General features: G+C 61.6%; 21 protein-coding genes. 16 read left to right on the forward strand and 5 right to left on the reverse strand.

Features of this window, described 5'->3' with window-relative positions; genetic code table 11:
* Positions 1-150: 150 nt before the first annotated feature.
* The gene (locus L6D74_RS00635; protein WP_064599962.1) at positions 151-552 is read left to right on the forward strand and encodes a lysozyme inhibitor LprI family protein; all 402 of its coding nucleotides are present in this window, start codon (positions 151-153) and stop codon (positions 550-552) included.
* A gap of 47 nt (positions 553-599) precedes the next feature.
* Entirely contained in the window at positions 600-1,016 is a 417-nt protein-coding gene (locus L6D74_RS00640; protein ID WP_236187467.1) for a DUF3010 family protein, read from the forward strand.
* Here L6D74_RS00640 and L6D74_RS00645 read toward each other — a convergent pair whose 3' ends face one another.
* Complete coding sequence (locus L6D74_RS00645; RefSeq protein WP_236187468.1) at positions 1,017-2,189, reverse strand: ATP-binding protein; 1,173 nt, start codon at positions 2,187-2,189, stop codon at positions 1,017-1,019.
* Between the two features lie 68 nt (positions 2,190-2,257).
* Positions 2,258-3,202, reverse strand: a complete 945-nt coding sequence (locus L6D74_RS00650) for a GlxA family transcriptional regulator (protein ID WP_011336294.1) — start codon at positions 3,200-3,202, stop codon at positions 2,258-2,260.
* 192 nt (positions 3,203-3,394) lie between these two features.
* On the opposite strand from L6D74_RS00650, the gene choX reads away from it, so the two are divergent.
* The 6 genes from choX (at position 3,395) to L6D74_RS00680 (ending at position 8,750) form a co-directional block, all read left to right on the forward strand.
* Positions 3,395-4,339 carry a choline ABC transporter substrate-binding protein gene (gene choX, locus L6D74_RS00655; RefSeq protein WP_039768001.1) on the forward strand — a complete coding sequence of 315 codons (945 nt, stop codon included), beginning with the start codon at positions 3,395-3,397 and terminating at the stop codon, positions 4,337-4,339.
* A gap of 75 nt (positions 4,340-4,414) precedes the next feature.
* Positions 4,415-5,302, forward strand: a complete 888-nt coding sequence (cdhC, locus tag L6D74_RS00660; protein WP_236187469.1) for a 3-dehydrocarnitine:acetyl-CoA trimethylamine transferase CdhC — start codon at positions 4,415-4,417, stop codon at positions 5,300-5,302.
* Positions 5,303-5,372: 70 nt separating this feature from the next.
* On the forward strand, positions 5,373-6,338 hold the full coding sequence (locus L6D74_RS00665; RefSeq protein WP_236187470.1) for an L-carnitine dehydrogenase: 966 nt from the start codon (positions 5,373-5,375) through the stop codon (positions 6,336-6,338).
* A 125-nt stretch (positions 6,339-6,463) separates the two neighbouring features.
* Entirely contained in the window at positions 6,464-6,940 is a 477-nt protein-coding gene (locus tag L6D74_RS00670; RefSeq protein WP_102685739.1) for a thioesterase family protein, read from the forward strand.
* A 24-nt stretch (positions 6,941-6,964) separates the two neighbouring features.
* Positions 6,965-8,128, forward strand: a complete 1,164-nt coding sequence (locus tag L6D74_RS00675) for a gamma-butyrobetaine dioxygenase (RefSeq protein WP_236187471.1) — start codon at positions 6,965-6,967, stop codon at positions 8,126-8,128.
* 358 nt (positions 8,129-8,486) lie between these two features.
* Complete coding sequence (locus tag L6D74_RS00680; RefSeq protein ID WP_039767996.1) at positions 8,487-8,750, forward strand: hypothetical protein; 264 nt, start codon at positions 8,487-8,489, stop codon at positions 8,748-8,750.
* 87 nt (positions 8,751-8,837) lie between these two features.
* Here the strand turns inward: L6D74_RS00680 and gbdR are convergent, their stop codons facing one another.
* Together gbdR and L6D74_RS00690 are read right to left on the reverse strand one after the other, a co-directional pair.
* The gene (gbdR, locus tag L6D74_RS00685; RefSeq protein WP_011336300.1) at positions 8,838-9,941 is read right to left on the reverse strand and encodes a choline metabolism transcriptional regulator GbdR; all 1,104 of its coding nucleotides are present in this window, start codon (positions 9,939-9,941) and stop codon (positions 8,838-8,840) included.
* Between the two features lie 524 nt (positions 9,942-10,465).
* Complete coding sequence (locus tag L6D74_RS00690; protein ID WP_007959754.1) at positions 10,466-11,842, reverse strand: L-serine ammonia-lyase; 1,377 nt, start codon at positions 11,840-11,842, stop codon at positions 10,466-10,468.
* A gap of 434 nt (positions 11,843-12,276) precedes the next feature.
* Between L6D74_RS00690 and L6D74_RS00695 the strand changes: the two genes are divergently transcribed.
* The 3 genes from L6D74_RS00695 (at position 12,277) to choV (ending at position 15,325) form a co-directional block, all read left to right on the forward strand.
* Positions 12,277-13,227 (forward strand): choline ABC transporter substrate-binding protein, encoded by a 951-nt coding sequence (locus L6D74_RS00695; protein ID WP_064380214.1) that lies wholly within the window; start codon positions 12,277-12,279, stop codon positions 13,225-13,227.
* A 77-nt stretch (positions 13,228-13,304) separates the two neighbouring features.
* A complete protein-coding gene (gene choW, locus L6D74_RS00700) occupies positions 13,305-14,150 on the forward strand; it encodes a choline ABC transporter permease subunit (protein ID WP_039767993.1) in 846 nt (281 codons plus the stop codon).
* Positions 14,147-15,325 (forward strand): choline ABC transporter ATP-binding protein, encoded by a 1,179-nt coding sequence (gene choV, locus L6D74_RS00705; protein WP_041063385.1) that lies wholly within the window; start codon positions 14,147-14,149, stop codon positions 15,323-15,325. Before choW ends, choV begins: the two co-directional genes overlap by 4 nt.
* A gap of 267 nt (positions 15,326-15,592) precedes the next feature.
* Here choV and L6D74_RS00710 read toward each other — a convergent pair whose 3' ends face one another.
* The gene (locus tag L6D74_RS00710) at positions 15,593-17,533 is read right to left on the reverse strand and encodes a BCCT family transporter (protein ID WP_223290698.1); all 1,941 of its coding nucleotides are present in this window, start codon (positions 17,531-17,533) and stop codon (positions 15,593-15,595) included.
* Positions 17,534-18,016: 483 nt separating this feature from the next.
* On the opposite strand from L6D74_RS00710, the gene betI reads away from it, so the two are divergent.
* The 5 genes from betI (at position 18,017) to L6D74_RS00735 (ending at position 25,044) form a co-directional block, all read left to right on the forward strand.
* On the forward strand, positions 18,017-18,610 hold the full coding sequence (gene betI / locus L6D74_RS00715) for a transcriptional regulator BetI (protein WP_064599977.1): 594 nt from the start codon (positions 18,017-18,019) through the stop codon (positions 18,608-18,610).
* Positions 18,611-18,718: 108 nt separating this feature from the next.
* Positions 18,719-20,191 (forward strand): betaine-aldehyde dehydrogenase, encoded by a 1,473-nt coding sequence (gene betB, locus L6D74_RS00720; RefSeq protein ID WP_236187472.1) that lies wholly within the window; start codon positions 18,719-18,721, stop codon positions 20,189-20,191.
* A 107-nt stretch (positions 20,192-20,298) separates the two neighbouring features.
* Complete coding sequence (betA, locus tag L6D74_RS00725) at positions 20,299-22,002, forward strand: choline dehydrogenase (protein ID WP_236187473.1); 1,704 nt, start codon at positions 20,299-20,301, stop codon at positions 22,000-22,002.
* Positions 22,003-22,264: 262 nt separating this feature from the next.
* Complete coding sequence (locus L6D74_RS00730) at positions 22,265-23,707, forward strand: TldD/PmbA family protein (protein WP_236187474.1); 1,443 nt, start codon at positions 22,265-22,267, stop codon at positions 23,705-23,707.
* A complete protein-coding gene (locus L6D74_RS00735) occupies positions 23,707-25,044 on the forward strand; it encodes a TldD/PmbA family protein (protein WP_236187475.1) in 1,338 nt (445 codons plus the stop codon). Before L6D74_RS00730 ends, L6D74_RS00735 begins: the two co-directional genes overlap by 1 nt.
* Positions 25,045-25,128: the final 84 nt, after the last annotated feature.

Raw genomic sequence — 25,128 nt, forward strand, 5'->3', positions numbered from 1 at the left:
GGGTGCAAAAACGACAGGGGAATTGCCGAAAGCGTCAATCCGCGACAAAGGGTCGCCAACCGGTCCGACCGGCCACCTGTTCAAGCCCGCGAGCTTGAGCCAGAATCTGCCGCATCCCGGAAACACCACTGGATTAGAGCGGCGACATCAATGAAATCGATCTTCCTGGCCCTGGCCCTGATTGCGACCGGCGTACACGCCGCCGAAGAGTCCGACAACAACCCGTGCGATGCGGTGGAAAACGACATCCAGACCCTGGAATGCTCGGCCTACAGCCGCACCACCGCCGAAGACCTGCTCAAGGACAACTACGCCAGCCTCAACGAACGCATGCAGACAGCCTACGGCAAGAACCCGGCGCAACTGGCGGACATCACCGCCAAACTCAAGACCGCCCAGCAACAATGGCTCAAGACCCGCGACGCCGACTGCGCCGTAGAAGCCTTCCCGGCGACGGACGGCAGCAAGGCGTTCAAGATTGCGCAGAATGACTGCGTGGCGCGGATGAGTGACGAGCGGTCGGAGTTTTTGGAGTCGATTGGACAGGAGTGAGGGCTTGAGCTGTAAGCTGCACCTCTTCAGCCAATCAAGGGATTCACATGAATATCTGCGGTATCGAAATCAAAGGCAGTGAAGCGATCATCGCCGTGGCGTCCCTCGATGGTTCGGGGCTGAGCCATGTGGCTCTGGGCACCAAGAAAATCGCGCTGGACGATGACGACGAGGCGGCCAACGTGAAGCTGTTCGCCGCTCAAGTGGCGTCGTTCGTGCGCGAGAACTCCATCGATCGCATCGCGATCAAGAAGCGCAGCAAGAAGGGCGAGTTTGCCGGTGGGCCGACTACGTTCAAGATCGAGGGCGTGTTTCAGTTGCTGGACGGTTGCGAGGTGACGCTGCTGTCGCCGCAGACGATCAATGCCCAGGCCAAGAAGCACAACTTTGAGCTGCCGGGCACGCTGAACAAGTATCAGCATGAAGCCTACAAGGCAGCGTGTTCGGCATTGGTGAAGAAGTAACTAGCCCTTTTTACGTGCGCTCAGCCAGTCGCCAAAGGACTTGTCTTCCAGCGCATAACCACCACGGCTCGACTTCCACACCAGTTCCTTGTCGCGCAGGGCATCGATGCAGGCCTGAATGGTCTGGGTGCCCGGCACCACGTCGCTGCCCATGTTTTCCAGTGCCTTGCCGACTGCCATGAGTGTGCTGTCGGTGAAAGGGGCAAAAGGCTCGTTGTGCTGTGAGCGCTCCACCATCACCTCCAGCACGGCGCGCTGAGGGATGGTCAGGGCGTTCCAGGCGCTTTCGAACTCGGTCCACACGCCGGCGCGCAACAATTCGGCGCGGCTCTGCAGCAATTGGCCCAGATTGCTGGCCTCGCCCAGCTCCAGCGCGACTTCGCCGATGATGGTGCGCAACATCTCCGGGCGCCGCCCCACCAATTCAAAGGCCTCGTCGATATCGGCCGCACTGAACTGGTTGGTCTCGGCCAGATGGGCGTTGAGGTGCAAGGTGTACGCTTGGGTGAACTCTTTCCCCAGCAACGGAAAGGGCGTGATGCTCGAGCCGAAAAACGGTTGGCTTTTGCCCAGTACCAGGTGGGCGAGTTTGTCGCGATTGGAACCGGTGAACACCAGATGCAAACCGCTGCCCTCGCCTTCACGCCCCTGATTGAGCTGATCCCGTGCAGCCTTCAGGGCAAACATCGCGTTGATGCCTGCGGCGGTGGTGAGCGCGTGCTGAGCCTCATCGATCACCAGCACTACGGATTTTTCGGCGGCGCTGTGGAGCAGTTCCAGCGCTTGCGTCAGGGTCGCGCCGGCCGGCAGTTGCGGCTTGGTGAAATCCCAGGACAAGGTGCGCAGGAAGCTGAGTTTTTCGATGCCGATATTCTTCGCCAGTTTGCGGATGCCCTTTTCAAAGGGGACCAACGCACCTGCAATGGCACTGGCGATCAGGTCAGCAGGGTCTTTTTCCTTGTCGGCCCACAGGTCGACGTAAACCGTCAGCCAGCCTCGGGCCTGACATTCCGGGATCAGGTCCTCTCTCAGAAAAGTACTTTTGCCGGTGCGGCGCGGCGCTGCCAGAAAAAGACCGGAGGTGAAATCCTGCAGACCTGCACCCACCAGACCATCGGCAACGCTGCGGGCCAGAGCGGGGCGGCGGAAAACGAAGCCGTTGTTTCGGGACATGGTTTTACACTCAATTATTCAAACGACTGTAATTTATACCTTGAAGTATAATTAACTATAATCGTCCGTCAAACGGCCTCCCGTCGCCGATCCTCCCGCGGACACCGGGCAAACTTCGCCCGGTAGCTGCGGGTGAAATACGACGGGGATTCGAACCCGCAGGCGATGCTCACTTCGAGCACGCTCATGTCGGTCTGGCGCAACAGCTGCCGGGCCTTCTCCAGTCTCAAGCGCAGATAGAAATTGCTCGGCGTGTCGTTCAGGTGCAGACGGAACAACCGCTCCAGTTGCCGCCGGGTCACCTTGATCGATTCCGCCAACTCCAGGGTGGTCAGCGGCGGTTCGCTGTGCTGCTCCATCTCGCCGATGACATGCACCAGCTTCTTGTTGCTGATGCCATAGCGCGTGGCGACCTCCATGCGCTGGTGGTCTTTGCGCGGACGAATCCGCCCCAATACAAACTGCTCGCTGACCTGGATCGCCAGTTGCGGGCCGTGGGCCTGGGCGATCAGGTCGAGCATCAGGTCGATGGACGCGGTGCCGCCGGCGGATGTGATGCGCCGACGGTCGATCTCGAACAGCTCCTGGGTGACGCTGAGCTGTGGATAAGATTCCTTGAAGGCGTCGATGGCCTCCCAGTGCAGAGTCAGCCGATGACCATCGAGCAGGCCCGCCTCGGCGAGGACGAAGCTGCCAGTGTCGATGGCGCCGAGGGTCACGCCTTCGTTGTCCAGCCGTCGCAGCCAGTGCTCCAGCGCCGGGGTGGCGAACTTCAGCGGTTCAAAACCGGCGACCACCAGCAGCGTCGCCCCTTTCTTCAGCGGCTCCAGCGCCGCATCGGCGTTGACCGACATCCCGTTGCTCGCCAGCACCGCCCCGCCATCGGCGCTCAACACGTGCCAGCGGTACAGCTCGCCGCGAAAGCGGTTGGCCACCCGCAGCGGTTCGATCGCAGAGATGAACCCGATGGCGGAAAAACCCGGCATCAACAGAAAGTAGAAATCCTGGGACATGGCGCGCACTCGGTCAGCGGGTAGCGTGCAACGTTGATACGCCAGTTGTCGGCGGCATTCAAGAGCACAGGTCGCTGCAGTGCAAGAGCTGGTCGCCGCAGTGCGTTTTTACAGGGGCATTGCTGCGTAATTTGAGCATCACCGGCGCACAGATGCCGGAACCCACAATAACGACCTGCCGAGGAACCCGACATGAAACGACTGATCAGCAGCTGTGTTCTTGCACTCAGCGGTACCGCGTTTTTAAGCGCCAGTGTCATGGCGGCCGATTCCGCATCGTGTCAGAACGTGCGCATGGGCGTGGTGAACTGGACCGACGTGATCGCCACCAGCGCCATGGCCCAGGTTCTGCTCGACGGCCTCGGCTACAGCACCAAACAGACCAGCGCCTCCCAGCAGATCGTCTTCGCCGGCATCCGCGACCAGCGTCTGGATCTGTTCCTCGGCTACTGGAACCCGTTGATGACCCAGACCATCACCCCGTTCGTCGAGGCCAACCAGGTCAAGGTGCTTGAAGCGCCGAGCCTCAAGGACGCCCGCGCCACCCTCGCCGTGCCGACCTATCTGGCGGACAAGGGCCTGAAAACCTTTGCCGACATCGCCAAGTTCGAGAAAGAGCTGGGCGGCAAGATCTACGGCATCGAACCAGGCTCGGGCGCCAACACCCAAATCAAGGCGATGATCGCCAAGAACCAGTTCGGCCTCGGCAAGTTCCAGCTCGTGGAATCCAGCGAGGCCGGCATGCTCGCCGCCGTCGATCGCGCCGTGCGCCGCAAGGAAGCCGTGGTGTTCTTCGGCTGGGCGCCGCACCCGATGAACGTCAACGTGCAGATGACCTATCTGACCGGCAGCGACGACGCCCTCGGCCCGAACGAAGGCATGGCCACCGTGTGGACCGTCACCGCACCGAAATACGCCGAACAATGCCCGAACGTCAGCCGCCTGCTGAGCAACCTGACGTTCACCGCCGAAGACGAGAGCCGGATGATGCAGCCGCTGCTCGATCACAAGGACGCTTTCGAATCGGCCAAACAATGGCTCAAGGATCACCCGCAGGACAAACAGCGCTGGCTCGAAGGCGTTACCACTTTCGATGGCAAACCGGCGGCTGAAAACCTCCAGCTCACCAGCAAATAAACCGCAACGAATGAACCACTTCGCAGCCCGCCACGGGCTGTGAACAGACCCATCACGCCTGAAGGAAAACGCACCATGAATCACGACGTCATCATCACCTGCGCACTCACCGGTGCTGGCGACACGACCGCCAAAAGCCCACACGTGCCGGTCACTCCAAAACAGATCGCCGCAGCCGCAGTAGAAGCGGCCAAGGCCGGCGCCACGGTCGTGCACTGCCACGTTCGTGACCCGCAGACCGGCCAATTCAGCCGTGACGTGGCGCTGTACCGCGAAGTCATGGAGCGCATCCGCGAAGCCGACGTCGACATCATCGTCAACCTCACCGCCGGCATGGGCGGTGACCTGGAAATCGGCCCGGGCGAGAACCCGATGGAGTTCGGCCCGAACACCGATCTGGTCGGCCCGCTGACCCGTCTGGCCCACGTCGAAGAACTGCTTCCGGAAATCTGCACCCTGGATTGCGGCACCCTGAACTTCGGCGACGGCGACACCATTTACGTTTCCACCCCGGCCCAACTGCGGGCCGGCGCCAAACGCATCACCGAGCTGGGCGTGAAGGCGGAGCTGGAGATTTTCGACACCGGCCACCTGTGGTTCGCCAAACAGATGATCAAGGAAGGCCTGCTCGACAATCCGCTGTTCCAGCTGTGCCTGGGCATCCCGTGGGGCGCGCCAGCCGACACCACCACCATGAAAGCCATGGTCGACAACCTGCCCGCCGACGCGGTGTGGGCCGGCTTCGGCATCGGCCGGATGCAGATGCCGATGGCTGCGCAAGCGGTGCTGCTCGGCGGCAACGTGCGGGTCGGTCTGGAAGACAACCTGTGGCTGGACAAAGGCGTGCTGGCGACCAACGGTCAACTGGTCGAACGTGCCACCGAAATCCTCAGCCGCCTCGGCGCCCGCGTGCTGACCCCGGCGGAAGGCCGCAAGAAGATGGGCCTGACCCAGCGCGGCTGAAATCACCCTTTCCCCCGGTGGGCGGGCCATTGACGCCCACCGTTTTTTTGCCTCATTCCAGGAAGTGACCATGAGCTTTATCACCGAAATCAAAACCTTCGCAGCACTGGGCAGCGGCGTCATCGGCAGCGGCTGGGTCGCCCGCGCCCTCGCCCACGGCCTCGACGTGGTGGCCTGGGATCCGGCGCCGGGTGCCGAAGCGGCGCTGCGCAAACGCGTGGCCAATGCCTGGGGCGCGCTGGAGAAAAACGGTCTGGCGCCGGGCGCGTCGCAGGATCGCCTACGCTTTGTGGCGACCATTGAAGAGTGCGTGCGCGATGCGGATTTCATCCAGGAAAGCGCCCCGGAACGCCTCGAACTGAAACTGGAACTGCACAGCAAGATCAGCGCGGCAGCCAAGCCGAATGCGTTGATCGGTTCCAGCACTTCCGGCCTGTTGCCAAGCGAGTTCTACGAGAGCTCGACCCACCCGGAACGCTGCGTGGTCGGTCACCCGTTCAACCCGGTTTACCTGCTGCCGCTGGTGGAAGTGGTCGGCGGCAAGAACACCGCGCCCGAAGCCGTGCAGGCCGCGATGAAAGTCTACGAATCCCTCGGCATGCGCCCGCTGCATGTGCGCAAGGAAGTGCCAGGCTTCATCGCCGACCGCCTGCTCGAAGCGCTGTGGCGCGAGGCGCTGCATCTGGTCAACGACGGGGTGGCAACCACCGGTGAAATCGACGACGCGATCCGCTTTGGCGCCGGTCTGCGCTGGTCGTTCATGGGCACGTTTTTGACCTACACCCTGGCCGGAGGTGATGCCGGCATGCGCCACTTCATGTCGCAGTTCGGCCCGGCGTTGCAGTTGCCGTGGACATACCTGCCGGCACCGGAACTGACCGAAAAGTTGATCGACAATGTGGTGGACGGCACCAGCGATCAGTTGGGCCGGCACAGTATTTCGGCGCTGGAGCGCTATCGTGATGATTGCCTGCTGGCGGTGCTTGAGGCGGTGAAGACCACCAAAGAGAAGCATGGGATGAGTTTCAGCGAGTAACCGGCCAGCAGGACTGGCCCCATCGCGAGCAGGCTCGCTCCCACATTTGGAATGCAGTCACCTGTGGGAGCGAGCCTGCTCGCGATGACGATAGCCCAATCACCCATTGCTCTGGATCAGCCACCATGCCCACCCTCACCACCTACCAAACCCGCATCATCCCCGACTGGGTCGACTACAACGGCCACCTGCGCGACGCCTTCTATCTGCTGATTTTCAGCTACGCCACCGACGCCCTGATGGATCGCCTCGGCATGGACAGCAACAACCGCGAAGCCAGCGGTCACTCGCTGTTCACCCTCGAACTGCACCTCAACTACCTGCACGAAGTGAAGCTCGATGCCGAAGTCGAAGTGCGCACGCAGATCATCGGTCACGACCAGAAACGCCTGCACCTCTATCACAGCCTGCATCTGGCCGGCGGTGACAAGGAGCTTGCCGGCAACGAACAGATGCTGCTGCACGTCGACCTGGCCGGGCCGCGTTCCGCGCCGTTTACCCCGGACACCCTGAGCCGTCTGCAAGCCATCGTCGCCGAGCAGGCCGACCTGCCCGCCCCGGCTTACATCGGCCGGGTCATCGCCCTGCCCCCAGCCCGGTAAACTCATCCATCGCAAGGAGCCACCATGCAAACCGCCGCCGCAGTTGCCGATTTTCGTACTTATCCGTTGATCAGCGCGCTGAACGGCGTGCAGAACCTGGCGGATCGCGTCCTGATTGAATGGGCCGACGGGCGCGTCAGCCCGTTTCACCACGTGTGGCTGCGGGACAATTGCCCGTGTCCGCACTGCGTCTACAGCGTCACCCGTGAGCAGGTGTTCGAGATCATCGATGCGGCTCCCGACCTGACGCCATCCGCGGTGCACATCGACACCGATGGCTGCCTGCGTATCGACTGGCAGGACGGCCACCTCAGCCGCTTCGATGCCGGCTGGTTGCGCGCCCACGCCTACGATGATGAATCGCGCACCGAACGCCTCGCCTCCAGGCCGAAACCCTTCCTGTGGCGCAGTGATTTGCAGTTGCCGGTGTTCGACTATGCGGCGCTGATGAACGACAACGCCGCACTGCTGCAATGGTTGCTGGCGGTACGCGACATCGGCCTGACCCAAGTGCGCGGCGTACCCACCGAACCCGGTTCGCTGAAGCTGGTCGCCCAGCGCATTTCGTTCATCCGCGAGAGCAACTTCGGCGTGCTGTTCAACGTGCAATCCAAGGCCGACGCCGACAGCAATGCCTACACCGCTTTCAACCTGCCATTGCACACCGACCTGCCGACCCGCGAGCTGCAACCGGGCCTGCAATTTCTGCATTGCCTGGTGAACGACGCCGAGGGTGGCGAGAGCATTTTCGTCGACGGTTTTGCGATTGCCGAAGCGTTGCGCCAGGAAGATCCCGCGTCGTTTCAGGCGCTGTGCGAAATCCCGGTGGAGTTTCGCAACAAGGACCGCCACAGCGACTATCGCTGCCTCGCACCGATCATCGTCCTGGATGCCTTGGGCCGGGTCGCGGAAATCCGCATGGCCAACTTCCTGCGCGGCGCGTTCGACACGTCCGTGGAGCAGATGCCCCTGCTGTATCGCGCTTATCGGCGCTTCATCGCCATGACCCGCGAGCCACGCTTTCGGGTAATGCAGCGGCTCAATCCGGGCGAGTTGTGGTGCTTCGACAACCGCCGCGCTTTGCACGCGCGCAATGCGTTCGACCCGACCACCGGGGCCCGGCATTTTCAGGGCTGCTACATCGACCGGGATGAATTGCTGTCGCGGATTCTGGTGTTGCAGCGCTAGACCGCGTCATCGTTCATCGCCAGCAGGCTGGCTCCCACAAAGAGCGCATTTCAATGTGGGAGCCAGCCTGCTGGCGATGAATGCACCTCGATTTACCTGACACACAGGCAAAAAAAGCCCCGATACAAGCCGTGACAGGATCGGGGCGAGGGTACTGTTGAGGAGCTGCCGTGGCGAGGGTGACCAAACCTTCGTGAAGCGAGCTGAGGCCAGTGTGCCCACTCCCCTTGACGGCGAGTTAGCCGAAAACGACCTGTTCATAGCCGTCGCGGCCAATGCGACAAATCGCCCTTGCCGTGCCTGGGCAGGCCTACCAGAATCGAGCCACGACCTCCGTTGCCGAAGAAGGATTCGCGTCATGATGTATGCCGATTTGATCGATCAGGAAGACCTGTTGGGCCAACTCAAGTCGTTGGGTTTTCAAGTGCCGAGCGGTTCAACTGCCGAGCAGGCCTGTGAGTATGCGGTGCGCGGTCTGGATAACGTTCGCGCCTTTGAACTGCGCAAGATGGTCAAGGACATGTACACCAGCGGCGCCAGCATCCAGCCTGCAGTGCGTCAGGCCATCGACAAACAATTGTTGCCGGCATTGGCGCAATACCAGCAAACCCATAGCGCCTGAAAAATTCATTCGCGAGCAGGCTCGCTCCCACATTGGAATGCATTCCTGTGTGGGAGCGAGCCTGCTCGCGAAAAACGATGACCCGGTCTACAGCCTTACACTGGCGAATGTGGATTCGTTGCGTGCCTGGCTCAACGCCGACATCGGCCCGGAAAGCGGCGACATCACGATGGCCTGCGGCAGCGGCATCATCGCCACCTGCTGGGTGGTGTTGGAGCCGACGCGCTCGTCACGCGGCGGAATGCCGAAGTATTCGCGGTAGCACTTGGAGAAGTGCGGTGTCGACACGAAGCCGCAGACCGACGCCACTTCGATGATCGACATCGGCGTCTGCTTGAGCAGTTGCCGCGCGCGGATCAGGCGCAGCTTGAGGTAGTAGCGCGACGGCGAGCAGTGCAGGTATTTCTGGAACAGGCGCTCGAGCTGGCGACGGGACACGGCGACGTACACCGCCAGTTCGTCGAGGTCGATCGGCTCCTCCAGGTTGGCTTCCATCAACGCAACGATTTCCTGCAGTTTCGGCTGGTTGGTGCCGAGCATGTGCTTGAGCGGCACACGCTGGTGATCCTGCTCGTTGCGGATGCGCTCGTAGACGAACATCTCGGAGATCGCGGCGGACAGTTCACGACCGTGATCGCGACTGATCAGGTGCAGCATCATGTCCAGCGGCGCGGTGCCGCCGGAGCTGGTGAAACGGTTGCGGTCGAGGGTGAACAGACGGGTGCTCATCGCAACGCGCGGGAAAGCTTCCTGCATCGCCGCCAGACATTCCCAGTGCACGCTGCAATCGAAACCGTCGAGCAGGCCGGCGCAAGCCAGGGCCCAACTGCCGGTGCACACGGCACCGAGGCGGCGCGACTGGCGCGCCTGGCTTTGCAGCCACGACACGTGTTCACGGGTAACGGTGCGTTGAATGCCGATCCCGCCGCACACGATGACGGTGTCGAGGGCCGGGGCTTTGTGCATGGAAGCGTCGGGGGTGATCTGCAGACCGTCACTGGCCCAGACCTGGCCGCCGTCGACGGTGAGGGTGGTCCAGCGATACAGCTCGCGACCGGACAACTGGTTGGCCATGCGCAGCGGTTCGACTGCGGATGCCAGGGAAATCAGCGTGAAATTGTCCAGCAGCAGAAAGCCGATGGATTGAGGCGCACGGTTCTGGGGTTGAGCCCCGGAGTTGAACGACGTCATCGCGGTATCTCCTCACACAAAGCGGGTGATGGCCTCAGGCGGAGGCTCTTGTTATTGCCATCGTTCTCTTGCGTGAGACGGGCTTTGTTATGACAGAGCAATTGCCATGCCTAAAATTGAATGGCTGTTCAATAACTCCTGAAAACGACGTCGCGACGCGTCTATACAAGCGCTCCGCCGGAGGGTAATTCGAAGTGCCATCAGCGGCCGCGAAAGCCCTGCCCCGGAGCGTGTGAGCAAATCGGTAGCACTTGTGGGAACTGGCCTGCGCGCGATTGTCCTACAGTGTCACCGCAGGCACGGGTGACGGACGGTAGCGCCTGCGAATCAGGCGCTGGAGGCAGGAAAGACTCTTATCCGATAGCGACGCGCCAAAAGGTGGCGCGTTTTGATTCCGGTGTGCACTTTACGCGCAGTTTTGACTGGTCCGGCCTCATCGCCAGCAGGCTGGCTCCCACAGTTTTTGCGAACGCCGCAAATCCAGTGTGGGAGCCAGCCTGCTGGCGATAGGAGGCAACTCGGAATCAGCACTCCACCGCGCTGACCGCCAACCCGCCCCGCGAAGTCTCTTTATATTTGTCATGCATGTCGGCGCCGGTATCGCGCATGGTGCGGATCACCCGGTCCAGCGAGATGAAGTGCTGACCGTCCCCACGCAAGGCCATCTGCGCCGCGTTGATCGCCTTCACCGCCGCAATCGCATTGCGCTCGATGCACGGCACTTGCACCAGGCCGCCCACCGGATCGCAGGTCAGGCCAAGGTTATGTTCGAGGCCGATTTCCGCCGCGTTGCACAATTGCTCCGGGCTTGCGCCGAGAATTTCCGCCAGACCAGCCGCCGCCATTGCGCAGGCCGAACCGACTTCCCCCTGACACCCGACTTCGGCACCTGAGATCGAGGCGTTCTTCTTGCACAGAATCCCCACCGCCGCCGCCCCGAGGAAGTAATCGACCACATTGGCGTCGGTCACCGCCTCGCTGAATTTCATGAAGTAGTGCAGCACCGCCGGAATGATCCCCGCCGCGCCGTTGGTGGGTGCCGTGACCATGCGCCCGCCGGCGGCGTTTTCCTCGTTCACCGCCAGGGCGAACAGGTTGACCCACTCCATCGCGCTGAGGGTCGAGCCGATCACGTTGGGCTTGTTCAATTCCTGAAGACTGCGGTGCAACTTCGCCGCACGGCGGCGCACGTTGAGGCCGCCCGGCAGGATGCCTTCGTGCTTGAGGCCCTGCTCGACGCAATCCTGCATCGCCCGCCAGAGCTTCATCAGGCCAGCGCGAATTTCCTCTTCGCTGCGCCAGACCTTCTCGTTGGCCATCATCAATTCGGCCACGCGCAGGTTGTGGGTCTTGCACAGCTCCAGCAGCTCCACCGCGCTGGAAAAGTCGTAAGGCAACTCGGTGCGATCCAGATCCACCACGCCGCTGGAGGCCTGCGCCTCGTCCACCACAAAACCGCCGCCGACCGAATAGTAGGTGTCGCGATGCAGCTCGCCGTGATCGCCTTCGGCAACCAGGGTCATGGCGTTGGGGTGGAACGGCAGGTTCTCGTCGATCAGGCGCATGTCCCGGCCCCATATAAAGGGCACCGACAAACGACCGTCGAGCAACAGCGTATGGGTTTCACGCAGGGCCTGGATCCGCGGGCCGATCTGCGACGGGTCGATCGCGTCCGGCCACTCGCCCATCAGCCCCATGATCACCGCGTTGTCGCTGCCGTGACCGACCCCGGTGGCCGACAGCGAACCGAACAGCTGCACCTCGATGCGGCGCACCTGCTCCAGTAGATGTTTGTCGCGCAACGACTCGACGAACAGGGCGGCGGCGCGCATGGGCCCGACGGTGTGGGAACTGGAAGGGCCAATGCCGATTTTGAACAGGTCGAAAACGCTGATAGCCATTGCTGCAGAGCTCCTGAGAGTGCCGGTCCGGGGCGTGAAGCGCCCGCTGGCGGAGCTGCTACGCTCAAGCTGCGATCCGCCGGAATGCCCGCATCATCGGGCTTTTCCCCGGTCGCTCGGCGTCTGACACCGACGCACTCATGCCCACTAACGCCGTGCCGGTTTCAGCCCGTGTTTTCGCCGTTTTTATGCGGTTCAGATGGCCAGAAAGGGCAGAAAAAAGCTGTAAACGACGTCACTGACACTGGATGCGACCATCCCTGTACTGGATACGACGCACCCTGTAGGCGTCAGATTTTCACTGGTACATGATCGTATCGACTCGATTGCAAGGCGCTGCGGTAGAGCTGTCTCCAGAACGCCATCCAACCGCAACCCATAAGTGCGGTGGTCCAATCGGAACACTGCCAAAAAAAACACCAAGGAGTCCATTCATGAAAGGTTCCCCGTCGTTGTTGTTGGCCGCCATGCTGAGTCTGCCGTTACTGGCTCAAGCCGCAGAACCGGCGCAGTGCAGTACCGTGAACTTCTCCGATGTCGGCTGGACCGATATCACCGCAACCACCGCCACCACCTCCGTCGTGCTTCAGGCCCTCGGCTACAAGACCAAGACCACCATGATTTCCGTCCCCGTGACCTACAAGTCGCTGGCCGACGGCAAGAACATGGACGTGTTCCTCGGCAACTGGATGCCGACCATGGAAAACGACATCAAGGCCTACCGCGACGCCGGCACCGTGGAAACCGTGCGCACCAACCTCAAGGGCGCCAAGTACACCCTCGCCGTTCCCCAGGCCTTGTATGACAAGGGCCTGCACGACTTCGCCGACATCGCCAAATTCAAGAAAGAACTCGACGGCAAGATCTACGGGATCGAGCCGGGCAACGACGGCAACCGTCTGATCCAGAGCATGATCGACAAGAACGCCTTCGGCCTGAAAGACGCCGGCTTCAAGGTCGTCGAGTCCAGCGAGGCGGGCATGCTGTCGCAGGTCGACCGCGCGCAGAAACGCGACACCGCCGTGGTATTCCTCGGCTGGGCGCCGCACCCGATGAACAAGCGCTTCAAGATTCAGTACCTGACCGGTGGTGACGATTTCTTCGGCCCGGATTTCGGCGCCGCCACCGTGGCGACCAACACCCGCAAGGGCTACGCCGAGGAATGCAGCAACGTTGGCCAGCTGCTGAAAAACCTGGAGTTCACCGTCGACATGGAAAGCGAACTGATGGGCAACATCCTGGACGACAAGATGAAGCCTGACGCGGCCGCCAAGGCCTGGCTGAAAAAGAATCCACAGGTGCTCGATACCTGGCTCGCTGGCGTGACCACCATTGACGGTAAACCTGGCCTGGAGGCCGTGAAAGCCAAACTCAACCAGCCTTGAATTAGAGAGCATCGCTTATGCCGGACGGCCTAAGCCGTCCGGGCTGTTTATTTCCTTGCATGCGGACGTTCACTACCATGCTGATTGATCAGAAAATCCCTTTAGGCCAGTACATCGCGGGCTTCGTTGAATGGTTGACGCAACACGGCGCCAACACCTTCGACGCAATCGCCGTGACACTGGAAACGATGATCCACGGCGTGACGTTTGCGCTGACCTGGTTCAACCCGCTGGTGCTGATCGGCCTCATCGCCCTGCTGGCCCACTTCATTCAACGCAAATGGGGCCTGACCGCGTTCGTGGTCGCCTCCTTCCTGCTGATCCTCAACCTGGGGTACTGGCAGGAAACCATGGAAACCCTCGCCCAGGTCATGTTCGCGACCCTGGTCTGCGTGGTCATCGGCGTGCCGCTGGGCATCGTCGCCGCGCACAAACCGATGTTCTACACTTTGATGAGACCGGTACTCGATCTGATGCAGACCGTACCGACCTTCGTTTACCTCATTCCTACCCTGACCCTATTCGGGCTGGGTGTGGTGCCGGGCCTGATCTCGACGGTGGTGTTCGCCATCGCCGCGCCGATCCGCCTGACCTACCTGGGCATCCGCGATGTCCCGCAAGAACTGATGGACGCCGGCAAGGCCTTCGGCTGCTCGCGTCGCCAACTGCTTTCACGGATCGAACTGCCTCACGCCATGCCGAGCATCGCGGCCGGCATCACCCAGTGCATCATGCTGTCGCTGTCGATGGTGGTGATCGCGGCACTGGTGGGCGCCGACGGACTCGGCAAACCGGTGGTCAACGCACTGAACACTGCTGATATCGCCCTGGGCTTCGAAGCGGGCCTGGCGATCGTACTGCTGGCGATCATGCTCGACCGTATCTGCAAACAACCCGACGCCAAAGCAGGGGGTGACGCATGAGCATAATTCGCTTCGATAACGTTGACGTGATCTTCACCAAGGATCCGCGCGAAGCACTGAAACTTCTCGATCAAGGCCTGACTCGCAGTGAGATCCTGAAAAAGACCGGGCAGATCGTCGGCGTTGAAAAGGCCAGCCTGGACATCAACAAAGGCGAGATCTGTGTGCTGATGGGCCTGTCCGGCTCCGGCAAGTCGAGCCTGCTGCGCTGCATCAACGGCCTCAACACCGTGAGCCGCGGCAAGCTGTTCGTCGAACACGAAGGCAAGCAGATCGACATCGCCTCATGCACCCCGGCCGAGCTGAAAATGATGCGCACCAAACGCATCGCCATGGTGTTCCAGAAGTTCGCCCTGATGCCCTGGCTGACGGTGCGCGAGAACATCAGTTTCGGTCTGGAAATGCAGGGCCGTCCGGAGAAGGAACGGCGCAAACTGGTCGATGACAAACTCGAACTGGTGGGCCTGACCCAATGGCGCAACAAGAAGCCCGACGAACTGTCCGGCGGCATGCAGCAGCGTGTCGGCCTGGCCCGCGCGCTGGCGATGGACGCCGACATTCTGCTGATGGACGAACCCTTCTCCGCGCTCGACCCGCTGATCCGTCAGGGCCTGCAGGATGAACTGCTGGAACTGCAACGCAAGCTGAGCAAGACCATCGTGTTCGTGAGCCACGACCTCGACGAGGCGCTGAAACTCGGTAGCCGCATCGCGATCATGAAGGACGGCCGGATCATCCAGTACAGCGTGCCGGAAGAGATCGTGCTCAACCCTGCGGACGATTACGTGCGCACCTTCGTCGCCCACACCAACCCGCTGAACGTGCTGTGCGGTCGCAGCCTGATGCGTACCCTGGACAACTGCAAACGCATCAACGGTTCGGTGTGCCTGGATCCGGGCGGCGATTCGTGGCTGGACCTGGCCGAGGGCAACACCATCAAGGGTGCGCGGCAGAACGGTTCGGTGCTGAACCTGCAGAATTGGGCACCGGGGCAAGCCGTGGAAGGCTTGGAGCGCAAACCAACGCTGGTGGACTCGAACATCGGCATGCGCGACGCCTTGCAGATCCGTTACCAGACCGGCAACAAACTGGTGCTGCACGACAACAACCATGTGGTGGGGATTCTTGGGGACAGCGAGCTGTATCACGCGCTGCTCGGGAAGAACCTGGGGTAAGGCGGAATAAAAAAAAGGGATCGCGGTGAGCGATCCCTTTTTTATTGGGCCAGGGAAAAGAGCCCCTCATCGGAACGCCGCCCGCCTAACCCTCTCCCGGAGGGAGAGGGAACCTACCGAGTTGTCTTCCGCTATACATCGACCTGAAAGATCAGCGTCGATTATGGATACAGTGAAATTCGTTCAGGTCGGCGTAGTTCTCAAGCATCCCCCAATCAGTCCCCTCTCCCTCCGGGAGAGGGTTAGGGTGAGGGGGAGCTTTTGACTTTAGCTATAGACCCGGCCAAGGAGCTGCCGATGGCTTTCAAACTGATCGAGCACATCACGCGTGATCTGATCCTGTGTGAAGCCCATCAGGTCGTAGTCCTGGCTGCCGTTGTGCAGGTACACCTCGGCGCGGTAGAAACGCTGACGCGCTTCATCGGACTGGACCGACTCGCTCGGGGTGGCCAGGTAGCCGTCCAGGCTCACTTCGTAGACAAAAGGGTTGCCCTCTTCCATCTCGACCCGCACGCCCATGCAGCGCTTGGATTTGCCCAGCAGCGTCTGCACTTCCAGACCCTGTGCACGCATTTGCGCCGCGGCATCTTCCAGCGCCGGGCTGACGTGTTTGTCCATGAAGCGCTGCACCACCGACTGGCTCGGTTGCAGATCCAGCTGGGTCAGGCGCTCGCTGAAACCACGACGACCGCGTTCAGCCAGTTGCGCCTGCTCCTGTTCGATCTGCATGTCCTGGCGCATCGCCTTATGCAGGCCGAACATGAAGCACACCAGCACCACCGAGAACGGCAGGCCGGCCAGCACCACCATGGTCTGCATGGCTTCGAAGTTACCGGCAAACAGCAGGCCGATGGTCACCAGCGTGATCACGACCGACCAGAAGATTCGCAGCCAGTGCGGAGCGTCTTCGTCGACGTTGCCGCCCTTGCAGGACAGGTTCGCCATCATCACCGCGCCGGAGTCGGCCGGGGTCAGGAACAGCACGAAACCAACGAAGATCGACACACCGATCACGACTTTCGACGCCGGGTAGTGTTCCAGCAACTGATAGATCGCCATCGACGGCTGTTCCAGCGCCGTCTTGCCGAGTTCCACCGCGCCCTGGTTCATCACCAGATCCAGCGCCGAGTTACCGAAGATCGACAGCCACGCCAGGGTGAAACCCAGCGGAATCAGCAGCACGCCAGCCACCAGTTCACGCACGGTACGACCACGGGAAATACGCGCGATGAACATGCCGACGAATGGGGCCCAGGAAATCCACCAGGCCCAGTAGAACAGCGTCCACAGACCCAGCCAGCGGTCGGACTTCTCGCTGTCGCCTTCATAGACGTACAGGTCGAAAGTCTTCAGTACCACGCCGTTAAGGTAGTCCCCGATGTTCTGCACGAAGCCGTTAAGCAAGTGCAGGGTCGGGCCGAACAGCAGGACGAAAATCAGCAGGCCGCTGAACAGGATGATGTTGAGGTTGGACAGACGACGGATGCCGTTTTCCACACCGGACACGGCGGCGATGGTGGCCACGGTGCTCATCACGATGATCACGATCAGCAGGTTGGTGTTGCTGTGTTCCATGCCGAACAGGTTTTCCAGACCCGAAGACACTTGCAGCGAGCCGATCCCCAGGTTGGTCACCAGACCCAGCAGGGTCACGAACATGCCGAAACCGTCCACCGCATGACCGGCAGCGCCCTTGACCCAACGCTCGCCCACCAGCGGGTACAGCGCCGAACGCAGGGCCAGCGGCTGGTTATGACGGTAAGCGAAATAGGCCACGGCCAGACCGACCAGTGCGTAGATCGCCCAGCCGTGCAGGCCCCAGTGCAGGAAGGTCAGCTGAACAGCCTGACGTGCCGCCATGTTGGTAGCGGACGCGCCTTCCGGCGGATTGAAGTAGTGATCCAGCGGCTCGGAGGCGCCAAAGTACAGCAGCGAAATACCGATACCCGACGAGAACAGCATCCCCGCCCAGGCGCCGTAACTGAAATCCGGGGTGTCGTCCTTGCTGCCCAGTTTGAGTTTGCCGTACGAGGAAAACGCCAGGCCCACCACAAATACCAGGTAAGCGGCGATCACCACCATGTAGTACCAGCCGAAGCTGCGGGACAACCAGGCCTGAGCCACTCCCAGCATTCTGCCGGCCTCTTGCGGGGCGATGATCAGAATGGCGGTCAACAACAGAATCAGCGCGGTAGAGGTGTAGAACACCCAACCGTTGACCGTCACCTTCTCGGGCGGGGTCTTTATAAGCGAGGCAGAACTCATGGCACAAATGCTCCAGGCAGTGCGAGAGAAGAACACAAGGCAACACGGAACCCGACCAATCGGTTAGTTGGCAGCCGACCGGCGGGTGATATAAAGACACCCCGAAAAAAGCCCGAACCTGCAGAGATGGCACCGCGAATCGCCGTCGTGGCCGAGGCATGGACGTTCATCCGAAACCTGGCCTTGAGCGTCTTGCCCATTCAACACGTCCATCGAACGTCGAACCGCGCCTTGCCCCGCGCAGGTTTCGAGCATTTTCGGATGTCGGTTTTATCGCCACTTACACGTAAGAAAATTCTGTAGGCAGCGACGATTTGTCGCAGATCTTATTCTTTGTTGATTGAACGTTCAATCAAAACAAAATAGACTGGCCCTCAATCCGATAGGCGTCATTCGCCCGTCGGAAGGCCTAAGGAGATGTGCAAGATGCCCAAGGTCGGTATGCAACCCATCCGCCGCCAACAACTGATCGAAGCCACTTTGCAGGCGGTTGATCAGGTCGGAATGGGGGACGCCAGCATTGCGCTGATCGCCCGTTTGGCCGGTGTCTCGAATGGCATCATCAGTCATTACTTTCAGGACAAGAACGGCCTGATCGCCGCCACGATGCGGTATCTGATGAGCGTCCTCAGCGAGAGCGTCACCGCGCGCCGTCAGGCGCTGGCAGACAGCAGCCCCCGGGCGCATCTGCAGGTGATCATCGAAGGCAACTTCGACGCCAGCCAGGTCAATGGCCCGGCAATGAAAACTTGGTTGGCCTTCTGGGCCACCAGCATGCACCAGCCGTCTTTGCACAGGTTGCAGCGGATCAACGATCACCGTCTGTATTCCAACCTGTGCTGCGAGTTCCGCCGTGTGTTGCCGCTCGAAGATGCGCGCACCGCCGCCCGTGGACTGGCAGCTCTGATCGACGGCTTGTGGTTGCGCGGCGCGCTGTCGGGAGACGCTTTCGACACTGCGCAGGCGCAACAGATCGCTTACGAATACATGGATTTCCAATTGGCCAAGCAGGTGAGCTAGAGCACAGAGAAAACGCTCGGCCCCTGAACTGTCACCGACCAGCGATGCCACAGCTACATGGCTCACCCGGTGATCAACGCCAACCACTAATGCACTTGCGAGGACACTATGGCCCGTTTCGAACTGCAAAAACTCTACATCGATGGCGCGTACTCCGACGCCGGCAGCGATGCCACCTTCGAAGCCATCAACCCGGCTAACGGTGAAGTCCTCGCACTGGTGCAACGTGCGACCAAGGAAGACGTCGAGCGTGCTGTGGTCAGCGCCGAAAAGGGCCAGAAGATCTGGGCCGCAATGACCGCCATGGAGCGTTCGCGCATCCTGCGTCGCGCCGTCGACATCCTGCGCGAGCGCAACGATGAACTGGCAGCCCTGGAAACCTTGGACACCGGTAAAGCCTTCTCCGAAACCAAGTATGTCGACATCGTCACCGGCGCCGACGTGCTGGAATACTACGCAGGCCTGGTACCCGCCATCGAAGGCGAGCAGATCCCGCTGCGTGACACCGCATTCGTCTACACCCGTCGCGAGCCGCTGGGCGTTGTCGCCGGTATCGGCGCGTGGAACTACCCGATCCAGATCGCCCTGTGGAAATCCGCGCCAGCCCTGGCGGCCGGTAACGCGATGATCTTCAAGCCAAGCGAAGTCACCTCGCTGACCACCCTGAAACTGGCCGAGATCTACACCGAAGCCGGCGTTCCGAACGGTGTGTTCAACGTACTGACCGGCAGCGGCCGTGAAGTCGGCACCTGGCTGACCGAGCACCCGCGCATCGAGAAGATCTCCTTCACCGGCGGCACCGACACCGGCAAGAAAGTCATGGCCAGCGCTTCGGCTTCGTCGCTCAAGGACGTGACCATGGAACTGGGCGGCAAGTCCCCGCTGATCATCTGCGACGACGCCGACCTGGATCGCGCCGCCGACACCGCCATGATGGCCAACTTCTACAGCTCCGGTCAGGTCTGCACCAACGGCACTCGCGTGTTCGTGCCGAGCCACCTGAAAGCCGCTTTCGAAGCCAAGATCGTCGAGCGCGTTGCGCGCATCCGCATCGGCAACCCGGAAGACGAAAACACCAACTTCGGCCCGCTGGTCAGCTTCCCGCACATGGAAAGCGTGCTGGGCTACATCGCCAAGGGTAAAGAAGAAGGCGCCCGCGTCCTGTGCGGCGGCGAACGTCTGACCGACGGCGAATTCGCCAAGGGCGCGTTCGTGGCCCCGACCGTGTTCACCGACTGCACCGACGACATGACCATCGTCCGTGAAGAAATCTTCGGCCCGGTGATGGCGATCCTGAGCTACGAAACCGAAGAAGAAGTGATCCGCCGCGCCAACGACACCGACTTCGGCCTGGCCGCCGGCATCGTCACCCGCGACCTGAATCGCGCCCACCGCGTGATTCATCAACTGGAAGCCGGTATCTGCTGGATCAACGCCTGGGGCGAGTCCGACGCAAAAATGCCGGTTGGCGGTTACAAGCAGTCGGGCGTCGGTCGTGAGAACGGCATCAGCTCGCTGAACAACTTCACTCGCATCAAATCGGTACAGGTCGAGCTGGGCGATTACGTCTCGGTGTTCTAAGACCCGCCATTGTGTGCTGCCCGCGAAGCCGCCTTCGCGGGCAAGCCCGCTCCCACAAGGGAAGCGCTGGCTGTCTGACCTGACCAACTTCAAAGAGGGTGCATTCAATGTCCCAAGAATTCGATTACATCATCGTCGGTGCCGGCTCTGCCGGTAACACCCTGGCGACCCGTCTGACTGAAGACGAAGGCGTCACCGTCCTGCTGCTCGAAGCCGGCGGCCCGGACTACCGTCTCGACTTCCGCACGCAGATGCCGGCAGCCCTGGCATTCCCGCTGCAAGGTCGTCGCTACAACTGGGCCTATGAAACCGATCCGGAGCCACACATGGACGGCCGCCGGATGGAATGCGGTCGCGGCAAGGGCCTCGGTGGTTCCTCGCTGATCAACGGCATGTGCTACATCCGCGGCAACGCAATGGACTACGACGGCTGGGCCAAACTGCCGGGCCTGGAAGACTGGTCGTACCTCGATTGCCTGCCGTATTTCCGCAAAGCGGAAACCCGCGACATCGGCCCGAACGACTACCACGGTGGCGACGGCCCGGTCAGCGTGACCACGCCGAAAGCGGGCAACAACCCGCTGTTCCACGCCATGGTTGAAGCCGGCGTGCAGGCCGGTTACCCGCGCACCGAAGACTTGAACGGCTACCAGCAGGAAGGCTTCGGCCCGATGGACCGCACCGTGACGCCGAACGGCCGTCGTGCTTCCACCGCCCGCGGTTACCTGGACGTGGCCAAGAAGCGTTCGACCCTGACCATCGTCACTCACGCCCTGACCGACAAGGTTCTGTTCGAAGGCAAGCGTGCGGTCGGCGTGCGTTACCTGGTCGGCGCCGCTGAAGAGCGCGTCGAAGCCCGCGCCCGCAAGGAAGTCATCGTCTGCTCCGGCGCGATCGCTTCGCCGCAATTGCTGCAACGCTCCGGCGTCGGCCCGGCAAAACTGCTGGAAAGCCTCGACATCCCGGTGGTTCACGATCTGCCGGGCGTTGGCGAAAACCTGCAGGATCACCTCGAGCTGTACCTGCAATACGCTTGCACCCAACCGGTCTCGCTGTACCCGTCGCTGCTCTGGTACAACCAGCCGGCCATCGGTGCCGAGTGGCTGTTCAACGGCACCGGCATCGGCGCCAGCAACCAGTTCGAAGCCGGCGGCTTCATCCGTACTCGCGAAGAGTTCGAATGGCCGAACATCCAGTACCACTTCCTGCCAGTGGCGATTAACTACAACGGCAGCAACGGTGTGAAAGAGCACGGCTTCCAGGCGCACATGGGTTCCATGCGTTCGCCGAGCCGCGGTCGCATCCAGGTCAAATCCAAGGATCCGCGCCAGCACCCGAGCATCCTGTTCAACTACATGGCCACCGAGCAGGACTGGCAGGAATTCCGCGACGGCATCCGCCTGACCCGTGAAATCATGCAACAGCCTGCACTGGACGCGTTCCGTGGCCGTGAAATCAGCCCGGGCATCGAAGTGCAAACCGATGAGCAGCTGGACAAGTTCATCCGCGAGCACGCCGAAACCGCGTTCCACCCGTCCTGCTCGTGCAAGATGGGCACCGACGACATGGCGGTAGTGGATGGCGAAGGCCGCGTGCATGGCATGCAGGGTTTGCGTGTGGTCGATGCGTCGATCATGCCGATCATCACCACCGGCAACCTGAACGCGCCGACGATCATGATCGCCGAGAAAATCGCCGACAAGATCCGTGGCCGCCAGCCGCTGCCGCGCAGCAAGGCGCCGTACTACGTCGCTGGCGATGCGCCGGTGAAAGGCAAGCCGATGCGTGATGTGAGTGCTGTTGCTCAGTAATTCAGCTACACCGCATCAAGGCTAATCGCGAGCAGGCTCGCTCCCACATTTGGAATGTATTTCAACTGTGGGAGCGAGCCTGCTCGCGATGAGGCCCTACTAATCACCACCTATCTCCCTGCTTCCTACAGTAAATCCCCCTACACCCCCTCTTCACTTGATCCTACACCCCGCGCAGGCCTACTCTAGTCCTCGCCTGATCGCTTCATCCCTCCCCGCCGAATCCGCTTCGCCGCTGCTCCCATGACAAGGAGGTTCCCTGATGTTCGATTTCCACCCCCAGCTCAAGCAGCGCTTCGCTGCCTTGCGCACGGGCGCCGAATTTTTTTCCCTGCGGTATGTGCGCGAATCCGGGCAGTACCTGTCGGTGCGCAAGAACGTCGCCGAACCGCCGAGCCTGAGCCGCGACGAAGGCGCGATGCTGACTGTCCGGGTCAATGGCGTCGAGGCCTACGCAGCGACCAATGACCTGTCGCAACAAGGCCTGCAAGCCGCCCTCGAGCGCGCCGAGCAGCAGGCCCGGCGGCTCAAGCCCCATGCCCTGCTCGACCTGAGCCAGCAGCCGGTCTCCAGCGACCGCGCCGACTATCTTTCGCCCAATCTCGAACAACCCTTCCCGTCCTTGAGCGAATGCTTCGAGCTACTCGGCGCGGAATCCGCCTCGGTGCCAAGGGATGAGCGCCTGGTGAATTGGCAAGTGAGCATCGGCATCACCCACGTCGAACAGATCTACCTGAGCAGCGCCGGCGCCGAATTGCGCCAGGCCCAACGCTTCGTCTACCCGGGCCTGGACGTCACCGCCTACGACGGCAACGACAGCCAGACCCGCAGCCTCGGCCGCGAGAACTTCGGCCAGCAGGGCGGCGCCGACGTAATCAACCGTTGCGGCCTGATCGGTGCCGGCCCGCAAGTCGCCGATCAGGCGCTGCAATTGCTGCTCGCGCCGAACACCCCGCAAGGCCCGCGCGACCTGCTGCTGATGCCCGACCAGATGATGCTGCAGATCCACGAGTCCATCGGCCACCCGCTGGAGCTCGACCGGATTCTCGGCGACGAGCGCAATTACGCCGGCACCAGTTTCGTCAAAGCCTCGGATTTCGGCAGCCTGCAATACGGCTCGAAACTGCTCAATGTGACGTTCGATCCGGACATTCCCGAAGAACTGGCGAGTTACGGTCACGATGACGACGGCTCCAAAGCCAGCAAACAATTCCTTATTCGCGAAGGCCTGCTGGTCCGTCCGTTGGGCGGTGCCTTGTCGCAATTTCGCGCAGGTCTCGACGGCGTTGCCAACAGCCGCGCCTGCAGTTGGAACCGACCACCGATCGACCGCATGGCCAACCTCAACATCGAGCCGGGCGACCAGCCGCTGGAGCAACTGATCGGCGGCATCGAAAACGGCATTCTGATGAGCACCAACCGCTCATGGTCGATCGACGATGCACGCAACAAATTCCAGTTCGGCTGCGAATGGGGCCAGTTGATTGAAAACGGCGAACTCAAGGGTGTGGTGAAAAACCCGAACTACCGGGGCATTTCCGCGCACTTCTGGAAGAGTCTGCGCGCCGTCGGCAACGCCGCCACCACCCAGGTGCTGGGCACGCCGAACTGCGGCAAGGGCGAACCGAACCAGGTGATCCGCGTCGGCCACGCTTCACCGGCCTGCGTGTTCAGCAATGTTGATGTGTTTGGGGGAGACGCCTGATGAGTATTTCCAAGAGCCAGTCCGAGGCGTTCAAGCTGCTGGTCAACTGGTTGCGCGATGCCGTGCGCGAGCCGGAACAGTTCACCCTGAGTTACGACGCCGAATCGTCGGCCTTCGTCCGTTTCAACCACGCCAAGGTGCGTCAGGCCGGGCAAGTTCAGCAAGCCGGTATCGGTCTGAAACTGATCGACGACGGTCGCCATGCCGATCTGCAGATCACCTTGTCCGGCGATCAGGAAGCCGACCTGCAACGCCTTGCCGAAGGCCTGCAACAGCTGCGTGAAACCCTGCCGCTGCTGCCGCAGGACCCGTACCTGCTGCTCAACCACAACGGCTGGCAGAGCAAGAATGTGCAGGAGCATCCGCTGCCGGACACCGAGCAAGTTGTCGCTGAAATCGCTCAAGCGGCCGAAGGTCTGGATCTGGTCGGTTTCTACGCTGCTGGCCCCATCAGCCGTGGCTTCGCCAGTTCTTCCGGCGCATTCGGCTGGCATCAGGCCAACAGCTTCAACTTCGACTTCAGCCTGTTCCACGAGAACGGCGAAGCGGTGAAGGCCAGCTACGCCGGACATGACTGGAACAGCGAAGACTTCGCCCGCCGCTTCCAGCAGGCCCGCGAGCAACTCGAATTTCTCGGTCGCCCGCTGCGCACCTTGCCGCCCGGCCAGTACCGCGCCTATCTGGCGCCGGCGGCGCTGGAAGAAATCATGGGCATGTTGTGCTGGGGCGGTTTCTCGGCGCAGTCGATTGCCAGCAAGAGCAGCCCGTTGCAGAAGCTGTATGCCGGCGATCAGGCGTTCAGCCCGCTGGTGTCCCTCGATGAAAAAGTCAGTGGTTCGCTAAGTCCGGCGTTTTCCGGCGAGGGTTACCCGCGCAGCGATCTGCGGCTGATCATCGAAGGTCAGGCCGGCGAGCAACTGGTCGGTTCGCGCAGCGCCGCCGAATACGGCCTGACCGCCAACGGCGCCGGCGGCGGTGAATCGCCCAGCGCGCTGAACATGGCCGCCGGCGACTTGTCCCAGGCCGAGATCCTCAAGCAGTTGGGTACCGGGTTGTATATCAGCAACCTTTGGTACCTGAACTTCTCGGACCAACCGGCGGCGCGCCTGACCGGCATGACCCGATTTGCCACGTTCTGGGTGGAAAACGGCGAGATTCAGGCGCCGGTCAGCACCATGCGTTTCGACGACAGCGCCTACAGCCTGCTGGGTTCGCAGCTGGAAGCGTTGACCGCCGAGCGTGAGTTGCTGCTGTCGGCGAGCACCTATAGCCAGCGCAATACCTCGTCGGCGTTGTTGCCGGGGGCGCTGGTGAGCCGATTGACCCTGACCTTGTAAAAGCATCGCGAGCAGGCTCGCTCCCACAGGTTCGCGCAGTCCATGTGGGAGCGAGCCTGCTCGCGATGAAGTCACCTCGGATTT

The sequence above is a fragment of the Pseudomonas pharyngis genome (genome assembly GCF_021602345.1).
GTDB lineage: Bacteria > Pseudomonadota > Gammaproteobacteria > Pseudomonadales > Pseudomonadaceae > Aquipseudomonas > Aquipseudomonas pharyngis.